Below are 16,372 nucleotides of genomic sequence, written 5' to 3'. Positions count from 1 at the left end.
GCGCGTGAAGTGAGTCGAGGGCGGCTCCGGAGCATCCGGGGCCGCCCTTGTCGTACCCGTCGGCGATACTGGAAGACGCTGAGACGCAAGAAGGAAAGGCCACACACGTGACTGAGATCGAGATCGGGCGCGGCAAGCGCGGCCGCCGGGCGTACGCCTTCGACGACATCGCCGTCGTCCCCAGCCGCCGTACGCGGGACCCGAAGGAGGTCTCGATCGCCTGGCAGATCGATGCCTACCGCTTCGAACTGCCCTTCCTGGCCGCCCCCATGGACTCGGTCGTCTCCCCGGCCACCGCGATCCGCATCGGCGAGCTCGGCGGCCTCGGCGTGCTGAACCTCGAAGGCCTCTGGACGCGCTACGAGGACCCGCAGCCGCTGCTCGACGAGATCACCGGGCTGGACGTGGACGCCGCGACCCGCCGCCTCCAGGAGATCTACGCCGCTCCCATCAAGGAGGAGCTGATCGGGCAGCGCATCAAGGAGGTGCGCGACTCGGGCGTCGTCACCGCCGCCGCGCTCTCCCCGCAGCGCACGGCCCAGTTCTCCAAGGCCGTCGTCGACGCGGGCGTGGACATCTTCGTCATCCGCGGTACGACGGTCTCGGCGGAGCACGTGTCGGGTTCGCACGAGCCGCTGAACCTGAAGCAGTTCATCTACGAGCTGGACGTCCCGGTGATCGTCGGCGGCTGCGCCACGTACACCGCGGCCCTGCACCTGATGCGCACCGGCGCGGCGGGCGTCCTCGTCGGCTTCGGCGGCGGCGCGGCGCACACCACGCGCAACGTCCTGGGCATCCAGGTCCCGATGGCCACGGCGGTCGCGGACGTGGCCGCCGCCCGCCGCGACTACATGGACGAGTCCGGCGGCCGGTACGTGCACGTCATCGCCGACGGCGGTGTCGGCTGGTCCGGCGACCTCCCCAAGGCGATCGCCTGCGGCGCGGACGCGGTCATGATGGGCTCCCCGCTCGCCCGCGCGACGGACGCGCCGGGCAAGGGCCACCACTGGGGCATGGAAGCGGTCAACGAGGAACTTCCGCGCGGCAAGAAGGTCGACCTCGGCACGGTCGGCACGATCGAGGAGATCCTCACCGGCCCGTCCCACATCCCCGACGGCTCGATGAACATCTTCGGGGCGCTGCGGCGGGCCATGGCGACCACCGGATACAGCGAGCTGAAGGAGTTCCAGCGGGTCGAGGTCACGGTGGCCGACTCGCAGCACAAGCGGTAGGCGTACGCCGTCGGGCGTTCCCCATCGAGGGACCCTCAGAAGTTGCTCAAATTGCGACAGTTAAGTCGATCATCGTCCTGGGGTGCAGTAGCGTCTGCACCTCAGGCGATGATCAACTGTCGATGAAAAACGGGGGAACTTCATGGAGAATCGGCGATCCAGGTTGGGGCGTACGGGCCAGGGTGCTGTTGTCGTGCTGGCGGTGCTCGCCGCCACCGTCGGAACGACCGCCGGCACGAGCGTTGCTGCCGCTAAGAAGAAGTCCTGTGTCACGCACATCACGGACGACCTCGGCCGCGTCAAGACGCACAACTGGTGCAACGTCAAGAAGATCAAGTACCTCGGGCTGCAGCAGGGCAAGACCTACATAGCCATCGTGCAGGGCAAGGGCCCCATGACCCTCACGCTGACGTCCACCGAGACGGTGAGCAACACCAGGAGCTCCACCGTGACCGTGACGGCCGGATCGGTGTCGGCCGCCGTCGGGTTCGACGTCACCAAGGCGCGCACGAAGGCCATGGCGGGCAGCTGGAACGTACCCAAGGGGAAGAACGGCACCCTCGTGGCGTACCCGCTCTACAAGGCCTATTCCTTCAAGGCCTACAGCAAGCTCGACGGCTCCTACATGGGCAAGGGCGTCGCCCGTCAGGCCGTCGGCTACCACTACGTGCACTCCGCGAAGTGATCTGACGCGTACCACCAGCGCGGCCCGGCGGCCCCACTGCCGGGCCGCACTCGTGTGTTCGATCGCGGGTGAGGGCGGGACTCAGAGCCGGTGCGCGGCCCCCGTAGGCGTCGCCCCCCGCGTGTCCAGCAGCAACTGCGCCTTCACCGACAGGCCTTGGAGGTCGTACGTCCGGTGCTGCTGGAGCAGGATCGTCAGGTCGGCGTCGGCCGCCGCCTCGTAGAGGGAGTCCGCGCGGGGGACCGGGCGGTCCAGGACGCTCCAGGACGGGATGTGGGGGTCGTGGTAGCTGACGGAGGCGCCGAGTTCCATCAGGCGGATCGCGATCTCCTGGGCGGGGGTGCCCTGTTGGTCGGCGAGGTCGGCCTTGTAGGTGACGCCGAGCAGCAACACCCGTGCTCCGCGCGCGGACTTACCGTGCTCGTTGAGGAGCGTGGCGGCGCGCTGGATGACGTAGCGGGGCATCTGGTTGTTGACCTGCTGGGCGAGTTCGACCATCCGGAGGGGGCGGGCGCCCTGGCCGGTGAGGTCCTGGGGGACGGCGTGGCCGCCGACGCCGGGGCCGGGGCGGAAGGCCTGGTAGCCGAACGGCTTGGTCTCCGCGCAGCGGATGACGTCCCACAGGTCGACGCCCAAGTCGTGGCACAGGACGGCCATTTCGTTGACGAGGGCGATGTTGACGTGCCGGAAGTTGGTCTCCAGCAGCTGCACGGTTTCCGCTTCGCGCAGGCCACGCGCGCGTACCACCTTGTCGGTGAGACGGCCGTAGAAGGCGGCGGCCGACTCGGTGCAGGCGGGGGTGAGGCCGCCGATCACCTTGGGGGTGTTGGCCGGGGTGAAGTCGCGGTTGCCGGGGTCGATGCGGCTGGGGGAGTAGGCGAGGTGGAAATCGCGGCCCGCGCGGAGACCCGATCCCTCTTCTAGGAGGGGGCGCAGGAAGTTCTCGGTGGTGCCGGGGTGCACCGGTGATTCCAGGATCACCGTGGTGTGCGGGCGCAGGTGGGCCGCGAGGGCGCGGGCGGCCGTCTCCACCTGGCTGAGGTCGAGGCCGCCGTCGGCGTCCCGGGGGGTCGGCGCGCAGATCACGGCGGTGCGTACGCGGCCGAGCTCGGCGGGGTTGGTGGCCGGCCGGAAGCCCCCCGAGAGCATCCGGCGCAGTTCGGCGGGGCTGAGGGAGCCGGCCTCGGGGCCGGTCTTGAAGCCGACCGTGGCGATACCGGCGGCGACAGCGGCCTGGGCCAGGGGCAGGCCGAGAGGACCGAGTCCGATGACGGCGAGGTCTGCGGGCATGGCGTGGGCCGTCCTTCCCAATAACCGAAGCGGGACAGATAACCGAAGTGGGACAGGTGCGCAAGCCCTGTGGACAGAACGAGCGAGCGCAATGTCAGACTAGGAGTAAATATGACCGTTATGCGGGATTGGACGGCTGTGTTTTTCGGCAGTCCTGTGATTGTTGTCCACAGGCTGGGGGCGAGTGGTGGCTGAAGTCGGGCAACCCGGTCAGAATTTGGGCAGGAGGGATACGAACCGGGCTTCGCCGAACGGGTGCGGCCGGCGCTACCGATAGCGGGAGGCAGCGGTGAGGACAGCGACACTGGGTCCGGCGCAGCGAGCCGAGGCACTGGCGGGAATGGCCGAGCGCGAACTGGACGTGCTCGTGGTGGGCGGAGGTGTGGTCGGCGCGGGCACCGCCTTGGACGCCGTGACGCGCGGCCTGTCCACGGGACTGGTCGAGGCGCGCGACTGGGCGTCCGGCACGTCGAGCAGGTCCAGCAAGCTCATCCACGGAGGGCTGCGCTATCTGGAGATGCTCGACTTCGCCCTCGTCCGCGAGGCACTCAAGGAACGCGGACTCCTGCTGGAGCGGCTGGCCCCGCACCTGGTGAAGCCCGTGGCGTTCCTGTACCCGCTCCAGCACAAGGGCTGGGAGCGCCTCTACGCCGGCTCGGGCGTCGCGCTCTACGACGCGATGTCGATGGCCCGCGCGCACGGCCGCGGCCTGCCCACGCACCGTCACCTGAGCCGCCGTCACGCCCTGCGCGTGGCACCCGCGTTGAAGAAGGACGCCCTGGTGGGGGCCCTTCAGTACTACGACGCCCAGATGGACGACGCCCGCTATGTGGCCACCCTGGTGCGCACGGCCTCGTCGTACGGCGCGAAAGTCGCCAACCGCGCGCGCGTGACCGGGTTCCTCCGCGAGGGCGAGCGCGTGGTCGGCGCCAAGGTGGAGGACGTCGAGGCGGGCGGCGAGTACGAGATCCGCGCCAAGCAGATCGTGAACGCCACGGGCGTGTGGACCGACGACACCCAGGCCATGGTCGGCGAGCGCGGACAGTTCCACGTCCGCGCCTCCAAGGGCATCCACCTCGTCGTCCCCAAGGACCGCATCAACTCCACCAGCGGGCTGATCCTGCGCACCGAGAAGTCCGTGCTGTTCGTCATCCCCTGGGGCCGGCACTGGATCGTCGGGACCACCGACACCAGCTGGGACCTCGACAAGGCCCACCCGGCCGCGTCCAGCGCCGACATCGACTACCTGCTGGAGCACGTGAACTCGGTGCTCGCCGTGCCGCTGACCAGAGACGACGTCCAGGGCGTGTACGCGGGACTACGGCCCCTGCTCGCCGGCGAGTCCGACGCCACCAGCAAGCTGTCGCGCGAGCACACCGTCGCGCATCCGGTGCCGGGGCTCGTCGTCGTGGCGGGCGGCAAGTACACGACGTACCGGGTGATGGCCAAGGACGCCGTGGACGAGGCGGTGCACGGGCTCGACATGCGGGTCGCCGAGTGCGTCACCGAGGACGTGCCGCTGCTCGGCGCGGAGGGGTACCGGGCGCTGTGGAACGCGCGAGCACGGATCGCCTCCAAGACCGGCATCCATGTGGTGCGCGTGGAGCACCTGCTGAACCGTTTCGGGTCGATGGCGGAGGAGATCCTCGACCTCATCGCCAAGGACCCCACGCTCGGCGAACCCCTCCAGTTCGCCGACGACTATCTGCGCGCCGAGGTCGTCTACGCCGCCTCGCACGAGGGCGCACGGCACCTCGACGACGTCCTCACCCGCCGCACCCGCATCTCGATCGAGACCTTCGACCGGGGCACGCGCAGCGCCCGTGAGGCGGCCGAGCTGATGGCGCCGGTGCTCGGCTGGGACAAGGACCAGATCGAGCGCGAGGTCGAGCACTACGAGAAGCGGGTGGAGGCCGAGCGGGAGTCGCAACGCCAGCCCGACGACCTGACGGCGGACGCGGCGCGGTTGGGGGCGCCGGACATCGCGCCGCTGTAGCGACACCGGGTGCGGTCGGCCCGGCTCAGCTCAGCCCGGCCCAGCCCGGGCCGGCTTCACTCGAACGAGTGTCGTGAACTGGGATCTTTGTCCGGAACCCGGCCGTTCTACGAGGTGCGGGGGCAGAACTCGGCGGCGAGCAGGGCCGGTTCGAGGCCGGGGTCTGCGATCTCGCTCGTGTTCACACGGAAGGTGAGGACATGACGGCCGTCGACGGTGGCTGCGGCGCGCACGTAGCTGCCCGAGATCCGGCCGTTGTGCCCCCACACCGTGACACCGCACGGGAGCGTCACCGGGAACAGCCCCATGCCGTACGAGCCGTGTGCGGTACGGGTGTTGAGCATCTCGCGCAGCCAGTGCGGGGGCAGCAGTTCGCCGCCGAGCAGGGCCGCGTAGAAGCGGTCCAGATCGGTGAGCGTGGTCACCAGCTCGCCCGCGGCGCCGGCCACCCGCGGGTCGAGATCGGTGACGTCGGAGCCGTCGGTCGCGTAGGCGCGGCCGTGCGGCGAGGGAAGTGTGGTGCGGGAGCCCGGGAAGGAGGTGCCCGTCAGACGCAGCGGAGCGATGATGCGGCGCTCGGCCTCGGCGGCGTACGAGTCGCCGGTGACCTGCTCGATGACCAGGCCGAGCAGCACGTAGTTGGTGTTCGAGTAGGAGAAGCGGCCTCGATCGGCCGGAGGGTGGGTGATCGCTGTACGGACGGCCTCAGTTGGGGAGACGGGGACCGTGCCCCCGGTGAGCGCGGTGAAGTCGTACAGGCCGCTGGTGTGGGTGAGCAGGGAACGGAGGGTCAGCGCGCGCCCGTCGTTGCCCGCTCCGTGTACCAGACCCGGCAGGTGCTGCTCCACCGTGTCGGACAGGGACAGCCGGTGTTCGGCGGCGAGTTGGAGGACCACGGTCGCGATGAAGGTCTTCGTGATGCTGCCGGCGCGGAAGTGGTCGGCGCGGCTGATGCCCGTTCCGGCTTGTGCGTACTCCGTCGTGCCGAGTGCGTAGTCCGTCGCGGCCCGTGCGTGGTCCGTCCCGGTCGGCTCGTTGCCGAAGCCCGTGCTGTCGTGGGCCAGTAGCGCTGCGGCGGGGGCTCCGCCTCGCGCGACCAGCAGCCTGACCAGGGCGTTCATGTCCGGTGCCGGGTGGGCCTGGGACGCGGCCGTGGACAGGCAGAGGAGGGCCAGGGACACCGGAATGGCCAGCAGTGTCCGAGGAGTGGGCATCGTGATCCTCCGTTCTCACCGGTCATCCTGCCCGGCTTGGCTGTGTGACCTGCGTCGGATGTCCGGCCGGATGTGACTTCGGTGCGCGGAGAGAGGCCCCCTGGGCGTTGGGCACTTGTTCGGTGGGGGACAATGGAGGCTCTGTCAGGGCGGGTTGCATGAGGGGACGCATGTCGGAGGCGGAGCGGGCGGGGACATCCCGTCAGGACAAGAGCGAACGTCTCCTCGCCGGGCGGTACCGGTTGGGAGCAGTGCTCGGCCGCGGAGGCATGGGCACGGTGTGGCGTGCCGAGGACGAAACCCTGGGCCGGACGGTCGCCGTCAAGGAGTTGCGGTTCCCGTCCAGCATCGACGAGGACGAGAAACGCCGGCTGATCACGCGGACGTTGCGCGAGGCCAAGGCCATCGCGCGGATCCGCAACACCAGCGCGGTGACGGTCTACGACGTCGTCGACGAGGACGACCGGCCGTGGATCGTCATGGAGTTGGTCGAGGGCAAGTCGCTCGCCGAGGCCATCCGGGAGGACGGCCTGCTGAAGCCGCGGCGCGCGGCCGAGGTCGGGCTCGCGATACTCGACGTCCTTCGGTCCGCGCACCGCGAGGGCATCCTGCACCGCGACGTGAAGCCGTCGAACGTGCTGATCGCCGAGGACGGCCGGGTCGTGCTCACCGACTTCGGTATCGCGCAGGTCGAGGGCGACCCGTCGATCACCTCCACCGGCATGCTCGTCGGCGCGCCCTCCTACATCTCCCCGGAGCGGGCCCGCGGGCACAAGCCGGGACCGGCGGCCGACCTGTGGTCGCTCGGCGGGTTGCTGTACGCGGCGGTCGAGGGCGCACCGCCGTACGACAAGGGTTCGGCGATCGCCACGCTCACCGCGGTGATGACCGAGCCGTTGGAGGAGCCGAAGAACGCCGGGCCGTTGAAGGACGTCATCTACGGCCTGCTGAACAAGGACCCGGCCCAGCGTCTCGACGACGCGGGTGCCCGGGCGATGCTCAACGCGGTGATCCACGCGCCCGAGCCGAAGGCGGCCGAGCCCGAGCCGGTGCAGGCCGTGGACGCGACGAGGGTGGTCCCGTTGCCTCCGCAGCCGGGGCCTTCGGAGTCCGGCGGCAAGAAGAGCGGTGGCGGTAGCGGGAGTTCGGGTCCTTCGGCCGGGGCCGAGCGGTTGCGTGGGGCGTTGCGGTCCATGCGAAAGGCCGCGGGGGGTTCGGCGGGGGCCGGGGCGGCCACGTCTTCGGCGGCTGCGGCTGCGGCTGCGGCTGCGGCTGCGGCTGCGGGTTCAGGTTCAGGTTCAGGTTCGGGTTCTGGTGGGGCTTCAACTCCCGTTGCCGGTAAGCCGGGTGGCTCGGGTGCGGGTGCCGGGGCCGCTGGTGGCGCCGGTGCTTCGGGCAAGAGCGGCTCCGGTGCTGCCGGCTCCGGAGGCGCGAAGGGCGCGGCTGCCGGCGGGAGTTCAGGGTCTGCGGCTGCCGGGCCTCGGACGCCCGGGGTGCCTTCGGCTCGGTCGGGGGGCGCTTCTGGTTCGGCGACCCGTTCCGGGACGTCGGCCGGTGCGGGAACTGCGGCCGGCGCCGGAACTGCGGCCGGTTCGGGCGCTGTTGACGGTTCGAGTGCTGCTGGCGGCCCTGCCGCGAAGCCCGGTGCGTCGGACTCGGGGACGCGTGACTCGGCGGGTACACGTGACCCGGGTACGCGTGACCTGGGTGAGCAGGCGTCCGGGCTGCGGGAGACGGGACTGGGGGACTCCGGTACCCGGGACCTGGGCGCGACGCACGAGTCGAGCACTCGGTCGGCCAACTCGGCTTCTGGTGGGCGGAGTTCCGGATGGCCCGTGATGACGCCGCCGGATCTGCCGCCGCGGCCGGTGCCGAGGGCGCCGCTCACCGATGTGGTGCCGAAGCGGACGTTGGTGATCATCGCGATCGTCATCGCGCTCGCGGTGATCGGTGTCGTGCTGGCGCTCACGCTCGGTGGCGATGACGACGACTCCAAGGGGTCGAAGCACAACAGCGGCGCCAAGGCGGACAGCAGTGTCAGTGCGAGCGCGAGTGCGAGCACCGACACCAAGAAGGACGACGGCGACACCGGGAGCACGGGCGGTGCGCAGACCGACTCCACGGCGACGGCACCGGCCGCGGGGAGCAAGGCCAGTTCGGGTACGAGCGCGTCCGGCGGGACTGGTGACGATACGGACGGTTCCTCGGGCGGCGCCGCGGTCGTGAAGACGTACAAGGGGAGTCAGGGGTTCTCGATCGGGCTGCCCGCCGGGTGGTCGTACCAGTCGACCGACTCCGCGGGGGTCCGGCTGACCGGGCCCGACGGGCAGAAGCTGCTGATCGCCTGGACCAGTACGCCGAAAGGTGACGCGGTGGCGGACTGGAAGAACCAGGAGCAGTACATGACGCGCTCCGGGTACACGCGGATCCGAATAGAGAAGGTGGACTACCGGAGCTGGAACACGGCCGACTGGGAGTTCACCTATGAGGACGGCGGGACGAAGTACCGCACCATCGACCGCGGGTTCGTCGTCAACGGTCATCTCGGATATGCGCTCATGTACACCGCGAAGGCGGCCAATTGGGGTACTGAGCTTCGTAAGGACACCTGGACAACCCTGACGAAGACGTTCGAACCGAAGTCGTGAGGCGGGTGGGTCCGGGTTTGGCGCGCCAGATCCGTCAACCCCTCTTTGCGGGTTGCCTCCGGCACGTATCGTGAGTGGTTGTGGACCGTACGCATCCAGGTATGTAGGCGGAACGGGGCGCAAGGCGAACGGAATTGACCAACCGGGCGGCCGGGGGAGGCAACGTGGACGACTATGCGGGTCGGGTGCTCGCCGACCGCTACCGCCTGCCGCTGCCGCCCTCCGACGAGTACGAACTCACCGAGAGCCCGGCCTTCGACACCTACAGCGGGCAGGAAGTCCTGGTACGCCAGGTGCCGTTGCCGGAGGTCGTCGAGGCGGAGGTGCTCGGCGAGGACGGGCTGCCCGACGGGTTCACGGCGCGCGACCGCGGGGCCAGGCGGCCGACCGCGGCGCGGACCGCCACGCGGCGGCCCTCCGATCCGGCGGTACGGCGTGCGGTCGAGGCCGCGCAGGCCGCGGCGCGGATCCCCGACCATCCCCGGCTGGACCAGGTCTTCGACGTGTTCGCCGAGGGCGGTTCGCTGTGGATAGTGAGCGAACTGGTGTCCGCCCAGCCGTTGTCCGCGCTGCTCGTCGAGAAGCCGTTGTCGCCGTACCGGGCGGCCGAGGTCGCCTCCGACGTGCTGATGGCGCTGCGGGTCCTGCACGCGCACGGCTGGGTCCACCGGAACATCACCGCCCGCACGGTGCTCGTCTGCGACGACGGCCGCGTGATGCTGACCGGCCTCGCGGTCGGCGCGGCGGAGGAGGCACTGTGCGGCTACGACCCGGTGCCGGTCCAGGACGGAGAGGACGAACGCGGGGGCCAGGGCCAGCTCGGCGCCGGACCGGGTCCGGGACCTGGCGGCGCCGGACCAGCGGTACCCGCGAGTTTCAGAGCGCAGGGTGGCGCTGTGCCACGCGCGGGTTCTACGGCTCCGGGCGGTTCTGCGCCGCGCGCGGGTTCCACGGCCCCGGGCGGCTCCATCGCTCCCGCGGGGTCGACGGCTCCGGCCGGTTCCAGGTCTCCCGGCGGTTCTACGGTCCCCGCGGTCCCCGGTGACTCCCGTGGCGGCGGTGCCGGTGGCGGCGGGGCGATCGGCTTCGGCGGCGCGGGTGGCGGAACCGGCACCGGTGCGGTCACCCCTGCCGTAGGTCCCGGTGGTGTGGACCCCGAGGCCGCTCGGCGGGCCGCGATCGAGGCGCGGGCCGCCGGAGGGCTGCCCGGAGTCGGTGTGGAGGGCGGTGGCGGGAGCGGGGCTTCCGCCGCGCTGGCCCGCAGGGAAGCGGAGGCCGTCGGTGACGTCCGGGCCGCGCGGGCCGGGGCGATCGCCGCGTACCGCGCGGGCGCGCGAGCCGCCGCCCGGGTACAGGACACCCAGCCGGGGCGCCCGGCACTGCCCGGTGCCCGGCCCGCGGTCGAGGGCGAGCGCGGCGCCGCACAGGCCAACGGTTCGGCCCAACTGCCGTACTCCGGCGGCAACGGCGTGGAGCACCCGACCGGCACCACACCCCCCGGCCAGATAGCCGACCCCTACGGCGTCCGCAACACCGCCTGGCACGGCGCCGCACCCCGCCCCGGCGGCGGCACGGTCCCGTCCGCACAGACCGACCGCCCGTTCCCTCCGCAGGAGGGCGGCACCACCGGCACACCGTCCCTCGGCGGAACAGGCACGTTCCCCGGCCCGGGCACCCCGACCCAGGGCGGGGAGGCCCGCGCTTACGGCACGGACCCCTCGGCGTACGGCGCGGAGGCCTCGGCCGGCGGTGACGTCCGTCCGTACGACGCGGACGCCCAGGCGCGCGGCGGGGAGGTTCGTCCCTACGGTGCGGGCGCTTCGGCGTACGGCCCGGACGCCACGGCCAGCGGCGGCGATGCTCGTCCCTACGACGCGGACGCCCCGCCCTATGGCGGAGAGGGTCAGCCGTACGGCGCGGCCCCCTCGCCCCACGGCGGCGACGCCCGTCTCCACGGCGCGGACGCCTCGGCCCCCGTAGCGGACCCCACGGCTTACGGCGCGCAGGCTCCGGCCTACGGCGGAGACGCCCGTTCCTACGGCGCGAATGCCCCGGCCCGTGGCGGCGACCCCCGTCACCACGGCGCGGACCCCTCGACTTACGGCGCGGACCCCTCGACTTACGGCGCGAACCCCTCAACCTACGGCGGAGAGGCCACCCCCTACGGCGCGGGTCCCCCGCCCCACGGCGGCGCCCCCCGTCCCCACGGCGCCGACACCCGCCTCCACGGCACCGACGCTTCCGCCTACGGCGCCCTCACCCCCGCCGCCGGTCAGGCCGCCGTACCCCCTGCCGGAAACCCCCGCCTCCCCGGCCTGGACGGACCCATCCCGGCAGCCCCTGCCACCGCCCCTGCCTCCGGCAACTCCCCTCAAACACCCGCTCGTTGGGACGAACTGGCCTCCGCCGGAGCTCCCGTTCGCCGTGGGCCCGCCACCGCCCTGGCTGCCGAGCGGGCGCGGCAGGTGCGGATGACGGTTGTCGGGCCCGTCACCGAGCGGTGGGCGCCTGAGCAGGCCGTGCCGGTGCATGAGAACTGGCAGTTGGCCGCGCCGATCGGGCCCGCGACCGATCTGTGGGCGCTCGGGGCGCTGCTCTTCCGGGCCGTGCAGGGGCATGCGCCGTATCCGGAGGAGGCGACCGCCGAGCTGGTGCAACTCGTGTGTGCGGAGCCGCCCGCCTTCGCCGAGGAGTGCGGACCGCTCAGGCCGGTCGTGGAGTCCTTGCTGCGGCAGGACCCGACCGAGCGGCTCGACTTCGAGGAACTGCGGGGCTGGCTGCGGTCGTTGGTGCGTTCGGCGCCCGAGCCCGAGGCCGGTACCTACGTCGTCGCCACCCCGCCGACCGACCCCCGGCGGCTGCCGATCGTGCGCCGGCGCGGCGAGTTGGTGCGCAGGCGGCGGGCCGGACTGCCCGCGACCAGTCCGCACGGCCGGCACAAGCGGGCCAAGGAAGAAGTGAACGGGTCGCCACGGCGGTTGGGGCGGACCCTGCTCATCCTCGTCTTCCTGCTGCTGGCCGGCGCGATCGCGTACGCCATGCTCTTCATGCCCAAGTCCGGGGAGAACACCGGGGCGGGACAAGGGGATCGGACCGGGGCCGCGGGGGAAGCCAGTACCGCGCCCTCCCAGTCGTCGGCCGGGGCCAGTAGTCAGCCGCAGCCCGATCAGACCTCGCCCAGTGCCCACAACACGCCCTCGAAGTCCGCCAGTTCGACGGAGACACAGGGCGATCCGAACGTCGGCGACGGGTTCGTGCTGCGCAAGGACCCCGCCGGGTTCCAGGTCGCCGTGGCCAAGGGGTGGACCCGTACGCCGAAGAACGGGAGCGGCCAAATCGTCTACTCCCACGGCGACTTCGAGCTGATCGTCGTAGCCGGACGGGACAGTGCCACGGCGAACGGCAGCGACCCGATGGTCTACCAGCGGGACAAGGAGCGCGAGTTGCAGCCGTACCGCAACTCCAGCTGGGCCACGGCGACCGGGCTGCGGACCATCACGGTGGGTGGAAAGACCATGGCCGAGGGGCAGTTCACCTGGACGGACAGCCAGGGCGGCGACCTGTTCGTGCGCAACATGGCGTTCCTCATCGACGGCCGCTACCACATCGTGCAGGTGCGCGGCCCGGAGGCTCAACGCGACGAGGTGACCCGGCTGTACGAGCAGGCGTCGTCGACGTATCAGTACACCGGGTGACCTGCGGAGGCGGCGCGCCGAGGCCCGATGGTTCCCGTTCGGGCGCAGAAGCGACAACCGTCACAGTGCGGTCTCCTTGGTACCCCGCTGGTTCCCTGTCAGAGGGCCGGTCCTTACGCTGAGCCTGTCAAGAGCATTGCGGGGAAACGTGAATCAGATGCAGGGCCTGCTCCTCGCGGGGCGCTATCGGCTGGCCGAATCGATCGGCAGCGGCGGTATGGGCCGGGTGTGGCGGGCGCACGACGAGGTGTTGCACCGGGCCGTCGCCATCAAGGAGTTGACGGCCGCGCTCTACGTGTCCGAGAGCGACCAGCCGAGGCTGCTGGCACGCACCCGCGCCGAGGCGCGCGCCGCCGCGCGGATCAACCACTCCGCCGTCGTCACCGTGCACGACGTCCTCGAACACGACGGCCGCCCGTGGATCGTCATGGAGCTCGTCGAGGGCAACTCCCTTGCCGACGAGGTCAAGGAGAAGGGCCGGATCGAGCCGGCCGAGGCCGCGCGCATCGGCGTGTGGGTGGTGCGAGCGCTGCGCGCCGCGCACACCGCCGGCGTCCTGCACCGTGACGTCAAGCCCGGCAACGTGCTGCTCGGGCAGGACGGGCGGGTGCTGCTCACCGACTTCGGCATCGCGCAGATCGAGGGCGACTCGACCATCACGCGCACGGGAGAGGTCGTAGGGTCCGTCGACTACCTGGCCCCCGAGCGCGTCCGCGGCGCCGACCCGGGACCGTCCTCCGACCTGTGGGCGCTGGGCGCCACGCTGTACACGGCAGTTGAGGGCCGCTCGCCCTTCCGCCGCACCTCGCCGCTGTCCACCATGCAGGCCGTCGTCGAGGAGGACGCCGGTGAACTGCGGTACGCCGGCCCGCTCGCGCCCGTCATCGGCGCGCTGCTGAACAAGGACCCCGCGCTACGGCCCGACGCGGACCAGGCCGAGCAGCTGCTCGGGGAGGCGGCCGAGGGGCGGCGCCCGCGAGCGGCCCAGGAGTGGCTGCCGACGCAGCAAGTGGGCTCGCGGCAGGGCGGGTTGGCGGAGGGCTTCGGTCCGGGTTCGGGTGCGACGCCGTACCCGTCGGCGGCCGGGGGTGGGAGTGCGTACTCGTCGGCGACCGGGGGCGCGACGCCGTATCCGTCGGCGACCGGGCCGACCCATCACACGCCGCTCGTCGCCGGCGGTACGGCCGGCATGCCCGCCGCTCCGCCGAAGCGGCGCAGGCTCCGTTCGGTCGCCCTGGTGGTCGTCGTCGCCGCGCTCGTCGGCGGCGGTACGGCGCTGGGGCTCCAGAAGTGGCACCAGGACAGCGAGCAGGAGGGCGGCACGGCCGCCCCTGCCCCCGCCTCGCAGAGCCCCACGGGGACCGACGCCACGCAGACCCCGGCGCAGGGCTCCATCCCCGCCAACTGGGAGGTCCACCACGACCCTTGGGGCTTCGACGTCTCCCTCCCCAAGGGCTGGAAGCGGAAGGTCTACGGCGTCAGCGACGACGGCAGCATCAAGCAGGTCGACTACACGCCCGACAACGGCGAGCACTTCGTCCGCATCGCCCTCGACACCTCACCCGACTTCCCCACCGCGTACGCCCATCAACTGGACCTGGAAGTGCAGCTCCAGAAGCTGGTCGACTACAACCGGGTGACGCTGAAGGAGAACACCTACCGCGACCGTCCGGGCTCCCTGTGGGACTACACCTGGACCGCGCTGGCGAAGGACACCCCCTTCCCGGGGCCGCGGCGCGCCACCGAAGAGACGTACACGTCCCGTGACGGCATCGAGTACGCGATCTACATGTCGTCCCCGGCCGCCGACTGGACCCGGACGAGCGCGCAGTTCAAGTCGGTCCTGCAGAGCTGGAGTCCCGACTCGGGCTGACCGCCGCGGGTTGCGTCATGATGGTGCGCATGGGGACCGAGGGGGACAACGTCCGGGTGATCGCCGGGCGTTACCGACTGGAGAAGCGGCTCGGGCGCGGTGGCATGGGCGTCGTGTGGCGGGCCACCGACCAACTCCTGGGCCGCCAGGTCGCGGTGAAGGAGATCGCCCAGGACGACTCGCTCTCCGAGGAGGAGGCCCGCCAGCAGCGCGACCGCACCCTGCGCGAGGCACGCGCGGTCGCGCAACTGCGCCACCCGCACATCATCGTCGTGCACGACGTCGTCGAGCAGGACGAACGGCCTTACATCGTCATGGAGTTGATCGACGGCGGGTCGCTCGCCGAGCGGATCTCCGCCCGCGGTCCGGTCGACGCCGCCGAGGCCGCGCGGATCGGGATCGCCCTCCTCGGCGCGCTGCGCACCGCGCACGCGGCGGGCGTCCTGCACCGGGACATCAAACCGGCGAACGTGCTGCTCCAGACAGCCGCCGACGAGGCCGACCCCGAGCGGGTCGTGCTGACCGACTTCGGCATCGCGCAGGTCGCGGGTGCCACGACCCTCACCGAGAGCGGTGTGTTCGTCGGCTCGCCCGAGTACACCGCGCCGGAGCGGATGTCGGGCGTGCGGACCGGCCCCGCGTCCGACCTGTGGTCGTTGGGCGCGTTGCTGTGCACGGTGCTGAGCGGTGAATCCCCGTTCCGGCGCGACTCGTTGGGCGGCATCCTGCACGCGGTCGTCGTCGACGAGATCCGCCCGCCAGAACAGGCCCGGCCGCTGCTGCCCGTCGTACGGGGACTGCTCGAACGCGATCCGGAACGGCGGCTGGAGGCGGCCGAGGCGGAGCGGATGCTGCGGGCCTTCCTGGACACCGGGCGGACACCGAAGGCGTCGACGGGGCGGCATCCGAGGGCGACATCCGGCCATACGGGTCAGCGGTCGCCCGGGTACACGCCGACCCAACAGGACGTACCGCGACGGGAGTTGGTGCCACCGCCGACCCCGTCGGCCCCCGAGCCGTCGCCGACCCCCTCCTCTTCCGCCACGGCCGGGCAGCCCCCTCGGCGTTCCACGCGCGGAGTGCTCGTGGCCGCGTTGCTGGTCGCGGCGATGGCGGGGGCCGGGGTGTCGGCGGCGGCGCTGTTGATGCGAGGGGACGACGGGGACGGGGGTGCAGGGGGTGCCCGGCCGATCACCTCGGCGCCGTTGACCTCCACGAGTGCCGGTACGCCGACAACGTCGCCCACGCCCTCGGCGAGCGCGGAGACGTCCAACACCCCTACCGCGCCCTCCGGTTACCGCGTCGCCCACGACCCCGACGGCTTCTCCCTCGCCGTACCGGAGGACTTCGTGCGCGTACCGCAGGGCGAGCGCATCTTCTACATGTCGCCGGGGGAGACCTTCCGCCTCGGCATCAAGATGTCCGACCCCGAACAGGGCGGCCCGCTCGCGGTGATGAGGAGCGCGGCGGCCAAGGGGGCGGACACGAACCCCGGTTACCACGACGGCGAGGTCACCGACACCACGCACTACGGACACCCCGCCGCGCTCTGGGAGTTCACCTGGAACGGCTTCAGCACGGCGGAGGGACCCCGGCACACCTACGACATCTGCTGGGAGGAGAACGGCCGGATGTACGACGTGTGGGTGTCGGCACCGGTCGGCAAGGTGCGGGAGGCGAAGGAGTACTTCGACGTCGCGCTCGGCACGTTCACACGGGCATGAACACCACATATGGGG

The 16,372-nt window shown here is 71.6% G+C and carries 9 protein-coding genes; 7 read left to right on the top strand and 2 right to left on the bottom strand.

The features are described from left to right. Positions 1-107 precede the first annotated feature (107 nt). Together OG714_RS20975 and OG714_RS20970 are read left to right on the top strand one after the other, a co-directional pair. Complete coding sequence (locus tag OG714_RS20975) at positions 108-1,232, top strand: GuaB3 family IMP dehydrogenase-related protein (RefSeq protein WP_384155048.1); 1,125 nt, start codon at positions 108-110, stop codon at positions 1,230-1,232. Between the two features lie 142 nt (positions 1,233-1,374). Then, a complete protein-coding gene (locus OG714_RS20970; RefSeq protein ID WP_406123092.1) occupies positions 1,375-1,917 on the top strand; it encodes a hypothetical protein in 543 nt (180 codons plus the stop codon). A gap of 81 nt (positions 1,918-1,998) precedes the next feature. Here OG714_RS20970 and OG714_RS20965 read toward each other — a convergent pair whose 3' ends face one another. Further along, positions 1,999-3,207 carry a nucleotide sugar dehydrogenase gene (locus tag OG714_RS20965; RefSeq protein ID WP_406123090.1) on the bottom strand — a complete coding sequence of 403 codons (1,209 nt, stop codon included), beginning with the start codon at positions 3,205-3,207 and terminating at the stop codon, positions 1,999-2,001. 289 nt (positions 3,208-3,496) lie between these two features. Here OG714_RS20965 and OG714_RS20960 point away from each other — a divergent pair, with 289 nt between their 5' ends. Continuing rightward, positions 3,497-5,203, top strand: a complete 1,707-nt coding sequence (locus OG714_RS20960) for a glycerol-3-phosphate dehydrogenase/oxidase (protein WP_406123088.1) — start codon at positions 3,497-3,499, stop codon at positions 5,201-5,203. A gap of 107 nt (positions 5,204-5,310) precedes the next feature. Here the strand turns inward: OG714_RS20960 and OG714_RS20955 are convergent, their stop codons facing one another. Further along, entirely contained in the window at positions 5,311-6,417 is a 1,107-nt protein-coding gene (locus OG714_RS20955) for a serine hydrolase domain-containing protein (protein ID WP_406123086.1), read from the bottom strand. Positions 6,418-6,587: 170 nt separating this feature from the next. Between OG714_RS20955 and OG714_RS20950 the strand changes: the two genes are divergently transcribed. The 4 genes from OG714_RS20950 to OG714_RS20935 all read left to right on the top strand — a co-directional run bounded on the left by OG714_RS20950 (position 6,588) and on the right by OG714_RS20935 (position 16,357). Beyond that, complete coding sequence (locus OG714_RS20950) at positions 6,588-9,065, top strand: protein kinase domain-containing protein (protein WP_406131900.1); 2,478 nt, start codon at positions 6,588-6,590, stop codon at positions 9,063-9,065. Between the two features lie 164 nt (positions 9,066-9,229). Continuing rightward, positions 9,230-12,760, top strand: coding sequence for a protein kinase (locus OG714_RS20945; RefSeq protein ID WP_406123084.1), 3,531 nt, complete (start codon positions 9,230-9,232; stop codon positions 12,758-12,760). Between the two features lie 157 nt (positions 12,761-12,917). Then, positions 12,918-14,633 (top strand): serine/threonine-protein kinase, encoded by a 1,716-nt coding sequence (locus OG714_RS20940; RefSeq protein WP_406131898.1) that lies wholly within the window; start codon positions 12,918-12,920, stop codon positions 14,631-14,633. A gap of 29 nt (positions 14,634-14,662) precedes the next feature. Then, positions 14,663-16,357, top strand: a complete 1,695-nt coding sequence (locus OG714_RS20935; protein WP_406123082.1) for a serine/threonine-protein kinase — start codon at positions 14,663-14,665, stop codon at positions 16,355-16,357. Positions 16,358-16,372: the final 15 nt, after the last annotated feature.

Source organism: Streptomyces sp. NBC_00989 (assembly GCF_045162655.1).
Taxonomy (GTDB): Bacteria; Actinomycetota; Actinomycetes; order Streptomycetales; family Streptomycetaceae; genus Streptomyces.
Note: the sequence above shows the minus strand (reverse complement) of the source record. Positions and strands in the feature narration are given on the sequence as shown.